The 15,500-nt window shown below is 61.5% G+C and carries 12 protein-coding genes and 1 pseudogene; 7 read left to right on the top strand and 6 right to left on the bottom strand.

Annotated features, from left to right (window positions below; all coding sequences use genetic code 11):
* Positions 1–5: 5 nt before the first annotated feature.
* Positions 6–1,118: a mandelate racemase/muconate lactonizing enzyme family protein gene (locus tag JHX88_RS11450; RefSeq protein WP_076528330.1), complete on the bottom strand. Its 1,113-nt coding sequence runs from the start codon at positions 1,116–1,118 to the stop codon at positions 6–8.
* Between the two features lie 75 nt (positions 1,119–1,193).
* Entirely contained in the window at positions 1,194–1,922 is a 729-nt protein-coding gene (locus JHX88_RS11445) for an IclR family transcriptional regulator (protein WP_076528331.1), read from the bottom strand.
* Positions 1,923–2,127: 205 nt separating this feature from the next.
* On the opposite strand from JHX88_RS11445, the gene JHX88_RS11440 reads away from it, so the two are divergent.
* Both JHX88_RS11440 and JHX88_RS11435 read left to right on the top strand, forming a co-directional pair.
* Positions 2,128–3,012 carry a hydroxymethylglutaryl-CoA lyase gene (locus JHX88_RS11440; protein ID WP_272848269.1) on the top strand — a complete coding sequence of 295 codons (885 nt, stop codon included), beginning with the start codon at positions 2,128–2,130 and terminating at the stop codon, positions 3,010–3,012.
* Positions 3,013–3,038: 26 nt separating this feature from the next.
* Entirely contained in the window at positions 3,039–4,187 is a 1,149-nt protein-coding gene (locus JHX88_RS11435) for a CaiB/BaiF CoA transferase family protein (RefSeq protein WP_272848003.1), read from the top strand.
* Between the two features lie 112 nt (positions 4,188–4,299).
* Here JHX88_RS11435 and JHX88_RS11430 read toward each other — a convergent pair whose 3' ends face one another.
* The 4 genes from JHX88_RS11430 to JHX88_RS11415 all read right to left on the bottom strand — a co-directional run bounded on the left by JHX88_RS11430 (position 4,300) and on the right by JHX88_RS11415 (position 9,229).
* Positions 4,300–5,130, bottom strand: a complete 831-nt coding sequence (locus JHX88_RS11430) for an alpha/beta fold hydrolase (protein WP_076528337.1) — start codon at positions 5,128–5,130, stop codon at positions 4,300–4,302.
* Between the two features lie 207 nt (positions 5,131–5,337).
* Positions 5,338–7,398: a tripartite tricarboxylate transporter permease gene (locus JHX88_RS11425; RefSeq protein ID WP_272848002.1), complete on the bottom strand. Its 2,061-nt coding sequence runs from the start codon at positions 7,396–7,398 to the stop codon at positions 5,338–5,340.
* Positions 7,399–7,423: 25 nt separating this feature from the next.
* Entirely contained in the window at positions 7,424–8,509 is a 1,086-nt protein-coding gene (locus JHX88_RS11420; protein WP_076528341.1) for a type 2 periplasmic-binding domain-containing protein, read from the bottom strand.
* Between the two features lie 414 nt (positions 8,510–8,923).
* The gene (locus JHX88_RS11415; protein ID WP_076527033.1) at positions 8,924–9,229 is read right to left on the bottom strand and encodes an ArsR/SmtB family transcription factor; all 306 of its coding nucleotides are present in this window, start codon (positions 9,227–9,229) and stop codon (positions 8,924–8,926) included.
* 65 nt (positions 9,230–9,294) lie between these two features.
* On the opposite strand from JHX88_RS11415, the gene JHX88_RS11410 reads away from it, so the two are divergent.
* The 5 genes and pseudogenes from JHX88_RS11410 to JHX88_RS11390 all read left to right on the top strand — a co-directional run bounded on the left by JHX88_RS11410 (position 9,295) and on the right by JHX88_RS11390 (position 15,474).
* Positions 9,295–10,275: a quinone oxidoreductase family protein gene (locus tag JHX88_RS11410; RefSeq protein WP_272848001.1), complete on the top strand. Its 981-nt coding sequence runs from the start codon at positions 9,295–9,297 to the stop codon at positions 10,273–10,275.
* A 498-nt stretch (positions 10,276–10,773) separates the two neighbouring features.
* On the top strand, positions 10,774–12,807 hold the full coding sequence (locus tag JHX88_RS11405; protein WP_076527035.1) for a 3-hydroxyacyl-CoA dehydrogenase NAD-binding domain-containing protein: 2,034 nt from the start codon (positions 10,774–10,776) through the stop codon (positions 12,805–12,807).
* Positions 12,808–12,810: 3 nt separating this feature from the next.
* Positions 12,811–13,951 (top strand): annotated as a pseudogene (locus tag JHX88_RS11400) (thiolase family protein).
* A gap of 12 nt (positions 13,952–13,963) precedes the next feature.
* The gene (locus JHX88_RS11395; protein WP_272848000.1) at positions 13,964–14,644 is read left to right on the top strand and encodes a glutathione S-transferase family protein; all 681 of its coding nucleotides are present in this window, start codon (positions 13,964–13,966) and stop codon (positions 14,642–14,644) included.
* Positions 14,645–14,721: 77 nt separating this feature from the next.
* Positions 14,722–15,474 (top strand): GntR family transcriptional regulator, encoded by a 753-nt coding sequence (locus JHX88_RS11390; RefSeq protein ID WP_076527036.1) that lies wholly within the window; start codon positions 14,722–14,724, stop codon positions 15,472–15,474.
* Positions 15,475–15,500 lie beyond the last annotated feature (26 nt).

Here is a 15,500-nt window from a genome sequence, read left to right as displayed (position 1 = left end):
TCCGTTTAGTCTTCGGTACCGTAATGGGCTAGTTTGTCCTCGTCTATCTCGACGCCGCTTCCCGTGCCTGGCGGCACCATGATCATACCGTCTTTCAGTGGTACCGGCTGAGCCAGCAGGTCGTCCCCCTGTCGCAGGAAGTTCCCCAAATCGGCCGGGTAAGGCAGGGACGAAGAGAAAGCGGCGGCGAAATGAGCACTCGATAGCGTTCCGATGCCCGTGACACCTTGCGAACCCAGCCAGCAGGGCACGCCGAATGCGCGGGCGATGGATATCAGTTCGACCGACCGCCTTAGTCCGCTTCGCGGAGGCTTGATGCCAAGTATGTGGACCGATCCCCGGGTCAGTTCCGCCACCGCCGATGCGGGATCGGATACGCTGTCGTCGCCGACCACTGGGACCGGACACCTCTGGGCGAAACCTGACCTTGCGGCAATCGCGGATCGCAATACCGGTTCTTCGATCATCGCCACGCCGAGCCGCGCCATCTCCTGCACCCAGCTGCTGTGCGCGTCGTGTTCAGAATACAGCTCGTTCGCATCGACGAACAGGAACGCCTCGTCACCTAGGTGACGGCGCAATGCCGAGATCCGGGCGAGGTCGCTCCGGATCGCCTTGCCGCCCTTGACCTTGAATGCATTTATGCCGGTTTCGGCCCGGACGGTGTCCACCTCGTCAAGCATCGCGCTGCCGTCGACGTGACCGATCATGTAACTTACGGGGACGGGCCGGGGCCCCCCGCCAAGCAGGCCGGAGAGAGAGACACCCGCCCGTTTGGCTAGAAGGTCATGAAGCGCCGTGTCGATCCCGGCTTTCGCGGTCGGATTGCACGCAAGATGATCCATCCGGATGCGGATGTTTTCAAGATCCACTATATCGCATCCGACAAGTGACGGGGCAATATGCGTTCTTACCGCATGTGTGGCACCTGCCTGAGTCTCGCCGTGAATCGCGGGACGGGGCGTGATTTCGCTTTGCCCCATTCCACCGTCGCTGTCAAACACGCGGACCAGAACATGCCGCTGGCAGGTCCTTTGCACCCCGACGCCATAGCTGAAACTGCGTGTCAGTGGTAACGTGAATGGTATCGCTTCGATACGATGGATAGTGACGGACAATTTTCTGCTCCTTAGAGTTAATTTCTGTAAAGCAGAAATCCCGTCATCGTTCAAGGGGTGATCAGCGGCGCCTGTCTATGCTGATGGACGGCGTCCGCCGATTTTCCGCTCCAGGTCTTCGGCGGTCTCTCGGACGGCCAGAAGGATCGACTCGTAATCTCCCTCCATCCGAGAACTTGGCCCGGCAACCGCGAGTGCACCAATGAAGGAGTGGTTCTCGCCAAAGACCGGAACCGAAACGGACGAGACGTTCGGGTCGCGTTCACCTTTCGAAATGTAGTATCCGTCAGCCCGAACACCGTCATGCAGGTCGTCGTCCTTTCCGGAAAACGCGGCCAGGATGCGGCCCCCGGCACCGCGGTCAAGCGGCAGGATGGCACCTTCTTCGACATGGTGGCGCAGCATTCCAGGCGCGTGGTGACGGAACAGGCAGATCCGTCGGTTTCCATCCTTCACGTAGAAGGCTGCGGATTCCTGCGTTCGTTCGGCAAGCTTGCGAAGACTGGGTCGAATATAGACGGACAGATCGAAGTGTCCCTGGTAGATCAGGCCCAGCCGCAAAAGCGTCGGTCCAAGCTGGAACTGCGAGTGGCTGTTGCGATTGAGATAGCCAAACCGTTCCAGCGATGCCGATAGGCGGAGCAGCGTGCTCATATAATACCCTGTCCGGTTCGACAGCTCTGTCAGGGTCAGGGAGGGTGTCCCGTCGGCGAAAGCCTCGAGGATCGTCAGCGCACGTTCGACGGCCTCCACTCCCTGCTTTTTGCCGCCCGCCGATTCTTCATCCGAGGCTTCTTTAGTCATCGTTCAATCCTCCGGTCCTTGGTGAGGTATGCAGTATCAGCGCGTCAAATGTCAGATCAAGCGTTGACGATGTGTGGTCATCGGATTAAATTCTGCTCAACAGATGCAGTTTCTACACAAAGGAAATTTTGTCATGGCGAACGGTCGAGATGTGATTGTGAGCGAAGTCGGGCCCAGGGACGGCCTTCAGAGTGTTGCACGGGTGATGAACTATGACGCCCGGTTGGACTGGATTGCGGCGCTGGCGGAGGCCGGTCTTGCCGAAATCGAGATCGGGTCATTCGTGTCGCCGACGCATCTGCCACAGATGGCGGATACGGACCGACTGTTGGAAGACTGGCGAACATCCGTCGCGCTGAATACGGCCATTCCCGAAATCATCGGCCTGGTTGCCAATCTGCGCGGCGCCGAGCGCGCCATCGCGGCGGGCGTCGACAAGATCACTATTCCTGTTTCGATATCTGAGACGCACAGCCGCACCAATCTAGGGAAAAGTACCGACGAGATGATCGCGGAGACGAAGAGGATCGTCCAACTTGTTCGAGACCGCACACCCGCCATCGGGGTCGAGGCCGGACTGTCAACGGCATTTGGATGCGTTGTCGAGGGCGCGATGGACCCCGGACGGGTTGTCGACATTGCCGAACGTGTGATCCGAGCGGGCGTGACGTCGGTCGGCCTTTCGGACACAGCGGGGTCGGGAACACCCACACAGGTGCGCAAGCTGTTTCGGCAGATGTACAATTCGCTCGGCTCAAATGTCGGTGCGGCGCATTTCCATAACACACGCGGGCAGGGTCTGGCCAATGTCCTGGCAGCGCTCGACGCCGGGGTCCGCACCTTCGACAGTTCGCTTGCCGGACTGGGCGGGTGTCCCTACGCGCCCGGAGCCACTGGCAACATCGTCACTGAAGACCTTGTCTTCCTGCTCGAAGCTGAAGGTCTGGCGACCGGAATAGATCTTGATCGCCTGGTAGCGGCGCGCAGTCAGCTGCTCAGAGGCTTGCCGGGCGAGCCTTTGTATGGCTACATTGCCGACGCCGGATTGCCCACCGGATTTTCCCGATCCCTGCGTAGTGCAAGCGCATGACGGGACCTCTTGCGGGAATTCGGGTTGTGGAACTATCCCATATGGTGATGGGCCCGAGCTGTGGACTGGTCCTTGCGGATATGGGGGCCGACGTCATCAAGGTCGAACCGGTCGGTGAGGGTGACAAGACGCGCCACCTCCCGGGATCCGGAGCCGGCTTTTTCCCAAGTTTCAACCGGAACAAGAAAAGCATCGCGCTGGACATCAAGAGCGCGCAGGGTTCGGAGCTGTTGTCGCGACTCGTCGGCACGGCGGATGTTTTTTGCGAGAACTTCCGCGATGGCGCCCTGCAGCGTCTTGATTTGTGTGCGGCGACGCTCATGTCGAGACACCCGCGTCTCATCTACTGCTCCCTCAAAGGGTTTTTGTCCGGGCCCTACGAGAAAAGAACCGCGCTGGATGAAGTTGTCCAGATGATGGGCGGGCTGGCATATATGACGGGTCCTCCCGGCCGGCCGCTGCGGGCTGGATGTTCTGTGAACGACATCATGGGGGGCCTGTTTGCTGCAACCGGGGTCATCGCCGCCCTGTTTGAACGGAATGCCACGCAGCAGGGACAGCTGGTACGCAGCGGGCTGTTCGAAAACAACGCCTACCTGGTATCGCAGCATATGATGCAGTTGGCGGTGACCGGCAGGCCGCCCGAGCCGATGCCGGCCAGGCAATCGGCTTGGGCGATTTATGACGTCTTCGAAACATCGGAGTCGGCACAGGTTTTCGTGGGGGTGGTATCCGACCAGCAGTGGGAACGGTTCACCAGTGCCTTCGGCTTGTACGAGCTAGCTTCGGATCTGCGTCTCTCGACCAACCGCGGCAGGGTCGAGGCTCGGGAAAGCTTTATGCCGACAGTACGGCAGATGTTCGCCGGTCTGAGCAAGTCCGAAATCCTGACCCGCTGCGAAGAGATCGGGCTGCCCTTCGCGCCGATCAACCGGCCGCAAGACATGTTTGACGACCCGCATCTGAAAACGGCGGGGGGGATGATTCCGCTCACGCTGGAAGATGATCGCGCAGTGGAGATCCCGGCCCTTCCGATTGAAATGAACAACCGCCGCTTCGGGAAACGGCTCGACCTTCCCGGTCCGGGTCAGCACAGCCGTGCCATCGCAGGCGACCTAGGCTACACCGATGCTGAAATCGACGATATGCTCGCCCATGGCGTCATTTCCGAATGAGTAGTGACTGCCCCCGGACCGGTGGCCCGCCGGTCCGGGGGCAGGGCCCGCCGGTCCGGGGGCAGGATCATCGCAGCAGACGCCTCGGCCCTGAAGGGTGGAGGCGCTTCCTTTAAGGGCGCGCCAGAAACTTCAGCACGATCGCGTTAAACTCTTCTGGTTTCTCCCACGAGATCGCGTGCCCGACTTCGGGCATCTTGACTAGCATGCTGTCCGGAATATGCGCAGCCCAGATCTCCATCAGCGCCGGTGGCGCCAGAAGGTCCGCGCCGCCGGCGATCACAAGGGTCTTGGCTGAGATAGTCGACAGCTTCTCGAAGGTGTTTGGTGTGCGTTCCTTTTGGGGTTTGGCTTCGAAATGCGCCTTAGTCTCGATTCGTTCCCATTCGTTGACGCCGGGGCCGTCCAAACCTCTGTAGGTCGGCGACAGTTCGCGATAGGCATGGCTCGGCAGATCGCGCAGACCCGGAATGGCTATGGCACTTCGGAAATCCTGGATCTCTTTGTCCTGAATCCTGCCGTTGCTGGCGCCAACGATCAGCTTGTCGATCCGGTCGGGATAATTGGCCGCCAGATCCAGTGCGGCAAAGCCACCGCCGGCGACGCCCAGCACCGAGGCCTTATCGATACTCAGGACGTCAAGTACGGCCACCGTATCGCCGGCAACCGATCCCTGTCCGTCGGCGTCGACACTTTTCGGACTGCTTTTCCCCGAACTGCGCCGGTCACAGGCTAGCGCACGGAACCCTTGGCCGGTGAAGGCGGGGAACTGGCGGGTCAGAAAAGTCTCGCTGCTTCCGGTGTTCGCGTGAAGGAACACGATCACGTCACCGGATCCTCCCGAGTCCAGACACCAGAGTTTTGCACCCTGCACCTCGATAAAGGCGCCCTGCGGCTCTTCCGCCCCTGCCGGTTTCGACTGCATCGCCAGCGTGGCCGACACTAGCACTGCGGCGAAACACGTTGCTCTCGTGAATGTTGATCGTCTCACTGGCAGGCTTCCCGTTCTATCCATGCCTGCTGCTTGCAGGCAGATAAACTATAAACACATATATATGATTCGTTAAGGCTTTAACGACGCCCATTTAGGATATCAAATAGGGGCAGCGACAGGATCGGTCGCTGCCCGTGGCTGAATCAATTTTATAATTCAGATGGAAGGGATGGGTGCAGCACCGCCATGATCCGCCAACATCAGAGAGCCCAGAGCATTGGATATCACCGGGTTCAGCAGCCCGTTCGGGACTTCCATCCCCAGTACGGCCGTGACAACATAGACAATCACGGCAATGACTGCGGCGCCAATCAGGCTTCGGTGCAGCGTTATCTTCGCAAAAATGCTCAGAAAGGCGAAGACGAAGACCGGTGCGCCAAACTGGTACCCGACCAGCCAGGAAACGGCAGGCAGAAGCAAGACCCACCCCAAACAGTTCAATGTGCCTTTGAAATCAGCGCCCTCCGCATCCTCATCATAGATCAGCCCGGGTGCGTTGGACTTCCTTGCCATCTGGACGATCGCCACAACCAGGATGACGCCCGTTATCGTCGCGACCGTGACGGGAAAGACCATGGACAGGAACCGCAGGTCAGCCACATCGGCGAGAATAGCGAGTGTCAACGCCAGCAGTCCGGACGTCAGAAGGATCTGTGCGGGTAGGGTCTTGAGCCCGCCTGTATATTCGATCTGCGAGGCTTTTGACGGTCGTGTTCTGTTGCGGAAGGCGATGATCAGCGACATGATCGCGAAACACAGGATGACCAGCGTCAGCGGCCGGTGAAAAACGGACCAGCCGTAAACCTGTACTGTCCGATAGACCGCGGCCTCGAGATTGGATGAAAGGACGAAGCCGATCAGAAGTGCGGCCCGTGACCAACCGAACCGCTTCAGCAGGATACCCGCACAGCCGAAGACGATGAGGATGAGGATATCACCCCAGTTGCCGCTGTTCTGGTAAGCCGAGAAAAAGACAGCAACCAGCACAATCGGGGCGATCACCCTGAAGTTCATCTGCGTCAGCTTCGACACAGGTTTTGTCACGGCCATGCTGATGCCAGTGCCAAGGACATTTGCGATGGCGATAGACCAGATGATCAGATAGATCATGTCTGCATTTTCCGACACCATACTGCGGCCCGGTGTCAGCCCGATGATGACCAGCCCACCCAGCAGCAGCGCCATCGACCCGGAACCGGGAATACCGAAGAACAGCGTGGGGATCAGCGCTCCGCCTTCTTTCGCGTTCGCGGCAGCCTCCGGCCCGATCAGGCCGCGGATTTCCCCCTTACCGAAGTTCTCGCGATTCTTTGTGGTCTGCATGGCGTGACCGTAGGCGATCCAGTCGACGACCGAGCCGCCCAGTCCCGGCAGGAAGCCGACCATCGCTCCGATGACCGAGCAACGCACAACCAGCCAGATATTTGTGTAGGAATCACGGATTCCACGAAACCAGCCGCGCCCGACGACCGTCTCTCCTGCGATACTTGAGCGGTTTTTCAGGACGTCAACGATTTCCGGGATGGCGAATACGCCGAGGGCCACGAGGATCAGCGACAGGCCGTCGCTCAGATACAACCAGTCCAGCGTAAATCGGTAGGCGCCCGTCGCCGGAGCGGTTCCGATCGTTCCCAGCAGAAGTCCGAGCGCGCAACCGCCCAGGCCCTTTATGACGCTCTTGCCCGTCAGCATACCCACAAGTGTCAGTGCGAAAACGACCAGCATCAGCTGCTCGCCGAAGCCGATGGCCAGCAGGATCGGTTTGGCCGCGAAGAATGCGAGTGTCAGGATTGCCGCGCCGATCAGCCCGCCGATCAGGCTTGCGCTGAACGCCGCACTCAGTGCCCGTGCCGCCTGACCCTGTTTGGCCAGCGGAAATCCATCCATCACGCTTGCCTGTGCGCTGGAGCTCCCGGGGATGCCCAACAGGACGGCCATGAAGGTGTCCGATGTAGTCGTGACTGCCGTCAGGCCTATCATCATTGCCAGTGCGCTTGCCGGCTCCATGCCAAACACGAACGGCAGTGTCAGTGCCATGCCGGCGATGCCACCGAGGCCGGGAATAAACCCGACAACGAGACCGATGAAGACCCCGACCAGCAGATGGATGAAGTGCTGCCACGAGAAAAGTATCAGGAGTGCTTCAAGAGCGCTCTGAACCAGTGATGAGTCCATTTTTCGAGTGTCCTTAGCCTGTAACGCGGGGCGCAGCCGCACAGTGTGGCCGCGCCCTGGACGCCTTTCATTTCACGTCATGGACGCGCAACAGCCAGTCCTTGAGCCACTGACGGTTGCTGTCGGTGATGCCGATCCCGCTGTGCAGCGCCGTGTTGGCATCGGTGCCTATCGACTGAGGGTAGTCGGCCAGAATGACCTCGGCCTGCGGTGTCTGCATGATCGGATCGGAAAGGGCGGCCGCGGCGGCTTCGTTGTAGATGTCCACGATCTCCTGCGGCGTTCCCTCGGGCAGAAGAAGAATCTTCCCGCCAGACACTCGAATGTTGAACAGCGACAGCCAGACCTCGAGTGCCGGACCTTCCAGGCTCTTTCCGTGGATCTCCTCGTAAACCTCGAAAAACGTCGGAATCTCGGGCCACAGCGGATCGCGTTGGATTTCGCCATCCTTCGCGAAGCCAAGAGTGAACAGTGGCTTGATAAGCCCCTCATCCATGAGAGGCTTGACGTTAGTCGACCAATTGGCGGCATTGTCGTAGTTCAGCGACACCTCTCCCCGTTCGAGCGCCGCACGGGTGTCCGAGCTGCTTAGCCCGAAGATGTAATTCGGTTTGATCCCCATCAGATCAATGCTCAGCAAAGCCGGAAGATCAGACGACGTCGGCGTCTTCCCGCCATAGGCAGAGGGTTTCTCCAGCAGTGTGCGCACATTTTCGACAGGGTCGTCGCCCAACCCCAGATCGGTCCGCGCATAGACGATCACGCCGTAGGGCGAACTGACGAAGGCAGTCATCGGCGCGAGGTCGTAGTGAACTGCCGGGTCGCCCAGCACATATGACAGGCTTGTCCCGGTACCGATTGCTGCGACGGTCAGTCCGTTGGGCTCTGCAACGCGATGAAATTCGTTGATGCCCCTGATCGATCCGCCGCCCTCGATATTCTTCACGATGATGGTCGGATTGCCCGGAAGCTCGCGCTCAAGCGCCTCAGCGAAGAGACGCCCGTGAAACGTCGAACCGCTCCCCTCTTGGTAGGGAATTATCATCGTGATGCGTTTGCCGCCGAAATCAACTTCTGCGCGACTATATGTCGTTGCTGCCAGCAACGCGCAAAGGGCCATCGCCCCGGAGACTATTGCCTTGTTGGTGAACATCGGTTCCTCCCTCTCATGCTCATGTCGGTCACCAAAATTCTGGTAGACAGAACAATATTGCGTAGAGGGGAATAATAGACGTGCTGTTGGTAAGGTGTCAACAACAGCGCGACGGCAGAGCACTACTCAGGCCGCTATCAGGGGCGGCTACCGCTCCGAAACTATCCGGGCCGGGCTGGGCAACGCAGAGCAAGGCAACGAAAATGACGCGCCAGCAGACCAATTCCACCTACCGGTCATGCGCGGGAAGATCGGTAGGCCGGCGTCGAGAGCTGCTGTGGATTTGACGCGAAATCGTGCACAGTGCGGACAGGCTGTCGCGGTTTTGGCGGAACGAGAGTGGGCCCGGATCGTGTTCCCGGCAAGTTCAATCTGATCGGCCTTGATGCCTCATCATGTTGCATCAGGTGCAAGTTATCCTGCAAGCAGTGTTGTCAGAATGCCTGGAAAGCGTTGTCTCAGGTCCGCGAGCCGTAATTGATTTGAGCGCCCGTTGCCATGATCGTATTGGCGAATGACACCTGCCTCGCGCAGAATCCTGAAATGATGCGTGCGCGTCGCCTTAGTGACAGGAAGTTCAAAAGCGGTACAGGGAAGAACGGCATCTGGCGCTTTCGCAAGCGCAAGTGCAATGCGCAAGCGATGCGGATCAGCCAGGGCGGACAGCACCATCAGCAGATCCATCTCGTCAGGCCGTGGCTCGGGAAGAAACTCTGCCATTGCGTCCTCGTCCAAGGTATGATTTTTGTCATACCTATCGTACGAATGAATGAGAGGCAACGGACATGACGAACAGACGTGTGGTAGAAATTACGCAGTTCGGAGATCCTTCAGTTCTCAAGATCGTGCAGGAAGGTATTTCCGACCCGATGAAAGGTGAGGCGCAAATCCGACAGACGGCCATCGGCTTCAATTTTATCGACATCTATCAACGTAAAGGCATTTACCCGCTTCCTTTGCCTACGGGACTTGGCTTCGAAGCCGCAGGTATCGTGGACGCGGTTGGCGAAGGGGTCCGTGATATCAAGCCAGGCCAGCGGGTTGCCTATATGAATGCCGGTGTCGGTGCCTATGCTGATCGGCGCAATGTTCCTGCGGACAAGCTCGTACAGCTGCCCGACAACATCGATGACGAAACGGCTGCTACTGTTTTGTTCAAAGGCATGACTGCCCAGTATCTCCTGCGTCACACGCATGCTATTCAACCGGGCGACCTCATTTTCGTGCATTCCGCGGCCGGTGGCGTCGGGCAGATCCTGTCACGCTGGGCTACCGCGCTTGGTGCGCGCGTGATCGGGGGCACGGGCACGCCTCCGAAACGCCAGGCGGCTCTCGACGCCGGCTGCATCGAGGTTGTGGACACGAGCCAGCCGGATTGGTCGGATGCATTTCTCAGGGCGACTGGTGGCGAAAAGGCGCGCGTTGTTTATGACGCCGTTGGTAAGGACACACTACTTCAGTCACTCGACTGCGCAGCACCCTTCGGACTCGTGGTGAATTACGGGGCGTCCTCGGGAAAGGCGCCGGCGATCGATCCGGACCTGCTGAACAAAAAGGGCTGTCTTTTCCTGACCCGACCGTCAGTTTTTCCGCATAATGCCGATCTCAATCGATTCCGGTCGAACGCGGTCGATCTATTCGATGCGGTCGCCAAGGGGCATGTTACGCTTGAGATCGGGCAGCGATTTGCACTTGAGGATATCGCCGAAGCACACCGTGCGGCCGAAGAACGACGCGCGAGTGGAGCTATTGTAATTATCCCATAATGGAGCTTTGAGCTTCCAAGCTGCGCCGTATAGGCGTTCGGCACCGCGCTCTCCAACGGCCAGCTCTGCTCTCTGGATCACTGCATCGGGTGCGCCCATGATGCAGACCCAAGGCATTCGCTTTCGCGATCCAAATTCGGACGGCTGCCATCCTGTGACTTTCTGTGGGGGGATTCCCATCTGGGCGCCATCAATGACAATGCGTTCCGATCGGCTAAGGGCATGCTCACGATGATGAACCAAGCCCGCCTCGACGCGGCGCTCCAGGGGGCGCCCATGCCAGCCGTGCCCTTGGCATCGCGCTGGCCTATGTGATCGAGCGGAAACAGGAACAGATGTGTTCGTACGCCATATATAATCTATACATATAGGTTAATAGTTATTATGAGGTGCGGACAGCCTGGAGCATTCGGTTCTCGCGCAGGCGCAAAATCTCAGGGGGTTCTGACAGTGAAAACTGAAACCGCAGTCCGTTCCAATGGGAGCGTGATATACCGGATGGACGATCGGATCGCAGTTCTGGAAATCTCGAACCCGCCGGTGAACGCAAGCTCGCTGGCGGTGCGCATGGGGCTGGTCGACGGACTTGCCCGGGCCGGGGCTGATTGTGCCGCGGGCGTGGTTCTGATCGGCGCGGGAAAATGCTTCGTGGCCGGATCGGACCTGCGGGAATTCGAACTGCCCCTGTCGAAGCCCGAACTTCCCGATGTGATCGCTGCGATCGAGGCGGCAGAGTTCCCGGTCGTGGCCGCGCTGCACGGCGTAGCGCTCGGCGGCGGGCTCGAACTGGCCCTGGGCTGCGACTATCGCATCGCGAAACCTGACGCCCAGCTCGGCCTGCCCGAAGCGTCGCTTGGCATGGTGCCCGGCGCCGGCGGCACGCAGCGCTTGCCGCGTCTGATAGGTAAGAGCCGGTCGATTGGGATGATCTGTCAGGCCACGCGGATCCCCGCGGCCGAGGCGCTGCCCTTCGGGCTGGTCGATGCGCTGGCCGAGGGCGATTTGCTGGATGCGGCCCTGACCTTCCTGCGTGACACCCCGCGAACCAAGCGGCGCGCACGGGACCTGACGCCGCCACCGGAACCCACCGAAACGGTCCAGGCCGCTGCGGATCAGGTCCTGCGACGCGGCCGGGGCCGGCCCAATGTCGCCGAGGCGATCCGCCTCGTACAGGGCGCGGACGGAGATGCGAGCGCGATGTTGGCTGATGAACGTGCGGTCTTTCAGACCCTGAGGGTCGGGCCCGAGGCGACGGCGCTGCGGGCGCTGTTCTTTGCCGAACGCCGGGCAGCGATGGTCGACAGCATTGATCTCAAATCTGCGCGGCCGGTCCGCAGGGTCGGCGTGATCGGCGGCGGCACCATGGGACAGGGAATCGCACGGGCGGTGCTGGCGGCGGGGCTGCCCGTCACCCTGCTGGAACGCGACGCCGATGCGCTGAAGCGGGCGGTGGATGCGATCGGGACCCATCTTCAGGGGCAGCTGGCCAAGGGCCGGATCGACGCCGGCCAGGCCGATGCTCGCCGCGCCGCCCTGACCGGCGTGTTCGATACGGCTGGACTTGCGGACTGCGATCTGGTGATCGAGGCGGTGTTTGAGGACATGGGCGTCAAGCGTGAGGTGCTGGCGGGGCTGGAACGGACCCTTCCGGCGGAAGCGGTCATCGCGAGCAATACCTCCTATCTCGACATCGACGAGATGAGTGCGGCTCTGGATCATCCCGACCGCGTCATCGGACTGCATTTCTTCAGCCCGGCCGATGTGATGCCCCTGCTCGAGGTGGTGCGCGCCCGGTCCACCGCGCCCGATGTCCTTGCCGCGGGGCTGGCGCTGGCCCGGCGCTTGAGCAAGCAGCCGGTCGTGGCCAAAGTGTCCGAGGGCTTCATTGGCAACCGGATCTACGCCGCCTACCGTCGCCGGGCCGAATTGCTGGCGCTGGACGGCGCGACGCCGCAGGCGGTGGATGCCGCTGTGACCGGGTTCGGCTTTGCCATGGGGCCCTTTGCGGTCGCGGACATGTCGGGGCTCGATATAGCATGGGCCATGCGCAAACGTCAGGCCGCCACCCGTGACCCGGGCCTGCGCTATGTAACCATCCCCGACCGCCTTTGCGAGGCTGGTAGGCTGGGCCGCAAGACAGGCGCGGGCTGGTACGATTACGCGACAGGCAAGCCGCAGCCCGACCCGGCGGTCGCCGAGATCATCGAGACCGAGCGCCGCGCCGCCGGCGTGACCTCGCGCGACTTTCCCGGCGAAGAGATCCAACGGCAGCTGATGGCGGCCATCGTGAACGAAGCCGCCTGTCTGATCGACGAGGGCGTGGCGCAGCGCCCGTCGGATGTGGATGTGACAATGTGTAACGGCTACGGTTTTCCGCGCTGGACCGGCGGTCCGCTCTATTGGGCTGCACGGCAGGATCGGGGTAGGCTCAGGGCTGATTTGACGCAGCTGGCGCAGGCGTCGGGTCCGGCGCATCGGGCCGGGCCGGTCGGCGCGGTGCTTGGCCGGCTGATGTCCGCAACGGAGGAGTGACCCATGAACCACGTCTATATCTGCGACTATATCCGAACACCGATCGGTCGCTACGGCGGCAGCCTGTCGTCGGTGCGGGCCGATGATCTGGCGGCCCTGCCGCTGAGCGCGCTGAAAGACCGCCTGCCCGAGCTGGACTGGGAGGCCGTCGTCGACGTGATCTACGGCTGTGCCAACCAGGCCGGAGAGGACAACCGCAGCGTCGCCCGCATGGCGCTGCTGCTGGCGGGCCTGCCCGAGACGGTGTCAGGCACCACGATCAACCGGCTTTGCGGATCAGGCATGGATGCGGTGCTGGCGGCCTATCGGCGCCTCGCCCTGAGCGAGGGCGACCTGGCCATCGCCGGCGGCGTCGAAAGCATGAGCCGCGCGCCCTTCGTCATGGCCAAGGCCGGCAGCGCCTTTTCCCGGTCGGCCAAGATCGAGGACACGACCATCGGCTGGCGGTTCGTCAACCGCGAGATGCACAGGCTCTACGGCACAGAGTCCATGCCCGATACGGCCGAAAACGTCGCCGAGGATTTCGGGATTTCGCGCGAGGATCAGGATGCCTTCGCGCTCAGGTCTCAGACCCGGGCTGTGGCCGCCATCACCTCGGGCGTGCTGGCGGAAGAGATCGCGCCGGTCAGCCTGCCGCAACGCAAGGGCCCGCCCGTGATCTTCGACACCGATGAACACCCCCGCGCCACCACGGCCGAGAAACTGGCCGCGCTCAGGGCGCCGTTTCGGGATGGCGGGTCGGTGACGGCGGGCAATGCTTCGGGTGTCAATGACGGGGCTGCGGCGCTGGTTCTGGCCACCGAGGACGGGATCGCGCGTCATGGGCATTGGCCCGGCCCCCGCGATCGAAAAGCTGTGCGCGCATCTGGGCCTTGTGCCGTCGGAATTCGACCTGATCGAACTGAACGAGGCCTTCGCCAGCCAGGCCCTGGCGGTGCTACGGCGGCTTGGTCTGCCGGACGCCGCCGCCCATGTGAACCCGAACGGCGGCGCCATCGCCCTGGGCCACCCCTTGGGCATGTCGGGCGCCCGGATCGCCGGCACGGCGGCACGGGCGCTGGCCCGAGGCGCGGGGCGGCGGGCGCTGGCCACGATGTGCATCGGTGTCGGTCAGGGCATTGCCTTGTCTCTTGAAGCGATCTGAGGAGGACGCGGAATGCCGATGAAACTGCATTGGTCGCCGCGGTCGCCCTATGTTCGCAAGGTCATGATCGTGCTGCACGAAACCGGCCTTCTGGATCAGGTCGAACTGAGCCGCAACGTCGTCGCCCTGCACATGTCGACGCCGGATCCGGTGCTGGCCGACAACCCGCTTGGCAAAATCCCGACGCTGGTGACGGAGAACGGCGCCCGGCTGTTCGACAGCCGCGTGATCTGTGAACACCTCGACCTGCGGGCGGGGACGGGGCTATTTCCGGCCGATCGCGAGGCCCGGATGGCGCATCTGACGTGGCAGGCGCTGGCCGACGGGATGACCGACATCCTCCTGCTGTGGCGCACCGAATTGTCGCGTGAGACCGGCCCATGGGAGGCCGTGACCGCGGGCTGGCGCACCAAGGTCCGCGCCAGCATGGCCCGACTTGAGGTCGAGGCAGGGCGCATGGCAGAATTGCCCTTCGGCATCGGACATGTCGCGCTGGCCTGTGCCCTTGGGCAGCTGGATTTCCGCTGGTCCGACTGCGCCTGGCGTGGTCACTTTCCCCGACTGGCCGCCCTGTTTGCCACGCTTGAGGCGCGGCCCTCGGTGGCCGCGACCGCCGTGCGGGATGATCAGGACTCCGGCCCCGACGAGGTGACGCGCGGCCAGCTGGACTTTTCTGACGCCGCGTTCCTTTGATGCAATAGACTAGGTTTTGGCATTGAATCGCCGGGGTATTGCGGCTAGCCTGAGGGCAGCAACGAAAGGGGCGGCAGATGCAGAGCATAAAACCGGAAAACGCCACGGTCAGGGCGCTGCAGAAAAGCAATGTGTCCCGCTATATCCAGCTGGCCAATCTGTTCCGTCAGCGGATCGTCACTGGCGAATGGGAAGTCGGCGCGCGCATACCCACGGTCAAGGATCTGGCCGAACAATGCGGCGTCGCGACCATGACCATACGCCAGGCCCTGGACCTTCTCGAAAAGGAAGGTCTGATCGAGCGTTACCGCGCCAAGGGCACCTTTGTGGTCGAACGTCCCAGCCGCGACCTGTGGTGCGAGGTCAAGACTGACTGGACCGGCCTGCTGATCGCGCGGGACAATGCGGTGATCGAGATCCTGTCGGATGAACGCAATGTGAACCTGCCGCGCGGCGAGAGCTATATCGGCAATCCGGCCCCGGCCTATCGCCATCTGCGGCGTCGTCACAGCCGGGAAGGCTCTCCGTTTCTTCTGGCGGATGTCTATGTCGACGAACGTGTCTGCGCCGCCATCCCCGAAGAGGCCTATACCCGCGTCACCGCGATGCGGCTGATTTCGGACATTCCCGGCCAGACGGTGGCGGATGCCAATCAGGTCGTGACCATCGGGTCAGCCGATCTGGAAACCTCGACTGAACTGAACATCCCGATCGGCGATCCGGTCGCGCAGGTGCGCCGGATGGCCGTGAATCAGCATGGCGATGTCATTCTGCTGGCCAACGGCATCTATCGCGGCGACATGATGCGGATCGAGGTCAAGCTGCGCTAGCCCGGCCCCGCGCCGGGGCAAACGCG

This window comes from Paracoccus saliphilus (assembly GCF_028553805.1).
Taxonomy (GTDB): Bacteria; Pseudomonadota; Alphaproteobacteria; order Rhodobacterales; family Rhodobacteraceae; genus Paracoccus; species Paracoccus saliphilus.
This window is presented reverse-complemented; position numbering and strand designations above follow the sequence as displayed.

What these genes read in the sequence shown, in the direction of transcription:
- JHX88_RS11405 (WP_076527035.1), top strand. Translation starts at nt 10,774, where the DNA reads ATGGACGATCGGATCGCAGTTCTGGAAATCTCGAACCCGCCGGTGAAC.
- JHX88_RS11440 (WP_272848269.1), top strand. Translation starts at nt 2,128, where the DNA reads ATGAACTATGACGCCCGGTTGGACTGGATTGCGGCGCTGGCGGAGGCC.
- JHX88_RS11395 (WP_272848000.1), top strand. Translation starts at nt 13,964, where the DNA reads ATGCCGATGAAACTGCATTGGTCGCCGCGGTCGCCCTATGTTCGCAAG.
- JHX88_RS11390 (WP_076527036.1), top strand. Translation starts at nt 14,722, where the DNA reads ATGCAGAGCATAAAACCGGAAAACGCCACGGTCAGGGCGCTGCAGAAA.
- JHX88_RS11415 (WP_076527033.1), bottom strand. Translation starts at nt 9,229, where the DNA reads ATGGCAGAGTTTCTTCCCGAGCCACGGCCTGACGAGATGGATCTGCTG.
- JHX88_RS11420 (WP_076528341.1), bottom strand. Translation starts at nt 8,509, where the DNA reads ATGTTCACCAACAAGGCAATAGTCTCCGGGGCGATGGCCCTTTGCGCG.
- JHX88_RS11410 (WP_272848001.1), top strand. Translation starts at nt 9,295, where the DNA reads ATGACGAACAGACGTGTGGTAGAAATTACGCAGTTCGGAGATCCTTCA.
- JHX88_RS11445 (WP_076528331.1), bottom strand. Translation starts at nt 1,922, where the DNA reads ATGACTAAAGAAGCCTCGGATGAAGAATCGGCGGGCGGCAAAAAGCAG.